This window comes from Novosphingobium beihaiense, assembly GCF_022832375.1.
Classification (GTDB): Bacteria; Pseudomonadota; Alphaproteobacteria; order Sphingomonadales; family Sphingomonadaceae; genus Novosphingobium; species Novosphingobium beihaiensis.
Window position 1 is genome coordinate 1 of record NZ_JALHLG010000095.1, and the last position, 1412, is coordinate 1412.

The 1412-nt window shown below is 59.0% G+C and carries 1 pseudogene; it reads right to left on the reverse strand.

The features are described 5' to 3' along the window. Positions 1-256: 256 nt before the first annotated feature. A pseudogene (locus MTR66_RS21080) lies at positions 257-1168 on the reverse strand (IS630 family transposase). Positions 1169-1412 lie beyond the last annotated feature (244 nt).

Here is a 1412-nt window from a genome sequence, read left to right on the forward strand (position 1 = left end):
GGACGGGCATGCCTGCCGCGCTCGGACGGAAGCAGCGGTCCTATCAATTCCCATTCTGCGTCGCTCAGGTCTCCGCTATCCATGCCCCCCCTTCCAAAAGAAAGGCTTGAATCAGAACTCAGCCAGATTGGGAATCCCTTTTGTCAACGTAGACTAGACGCCTTCCGCTTTCAAAATCTGCTGCCGTTCGAACTCGACGGGTGATAGCATCGCGTTCCTGACGTGCTTGCGCACGGGGTTATAGAGCATTTTTCGATCATTCTGGTTCATAGGCGCACGATCGGAAGTAGTTGGCGCATTCGTCGGGGCGGAAGATGTCGACGAGTTTGCCGATCAAGTTCCAGAGGCCGCTGACGGTTCGCTCGCCCACCTTGCGGAGCATGGCCTTGAGGCGAGAGAATGCCTTCTCGATCGGGTTGAAGTCGGGACTGTAGGGCGGCAGGAAGCGCAGCCTTGCGCCCGCAGCTTCAATCCTTTCACGTACCGCTTCCCGCTTGTGGCTCGACAGATTGTCCATGACCACCGTGTCGCCGGGCTGCAGTTCAGGCACGAGCACATGGGCCATGTAGGCTTCGAACCAGTCGCCGTTGATCGGGCCGTCGAGCACCATCGGCGCGACCATGCCGGTCATGCGTAGTCCTGCGACCAGCGTTGTGGTTTTTCAATGTCCATGCGGGAAGCCCATCCGTAACCGTTCGCCTTTCGGACAACGGCCGTGGCTGCGGGTCATGTTGGTCGCTGTCCATGTCTCGTCGAAGAAGACCAAGCGTTCCGGTTCCGGCGCTGCTTCAGGATGTCGGGCCGATCCTGCTCGATTGCATGGCCTGTCTTTTTTGCGCGTCAGGCCGCGCCGCACGAAGAAGCGATGCACCCTGGCAACGGACACTACAAAGCCCTGTTCGGCCAACGTCAGGCGCAGTTCCCCAAGTGTGATGTCCTTGTGCGCTTCCCAAATGGCCAGGATGTCTGCTGCCCGCTCTTCGACCCGGCGCGAACGCATGTCCCCGCCCTGCGGCTTGGGGGCAAAGTCACCCGTCTCCAACTGCTGGGCACGCCAGCGAATGGCCGTTGAAGGCGCCACACCAAATCGGTCTGCGGCTGCACGGCAACTCAATCCCCTTTCCACCGCCGCCAAGAGCCGAGAGCGCAAATCCATCGACAGAGCCATCCACGCCAGCCTCCTTCACTAGCATGGATACTGAATCAGAAATCTCGTCCGAGCGGAATCCCTTATCAATTCAGAACGGTCGAAATCCGCTCTAGGCTTTCCCATCGTCGTCTCCTGTCCTCAAAATTAGGATCGAAGGCGCCCAGAAATCTAGGGGCTATTCATCTTGAACTTGCGCTTCGGCTCCTTGTTCCCTGTCACCTCAGGCAAGCGACTGATCCCGTGTCGTTGCAGGCAGCGATGC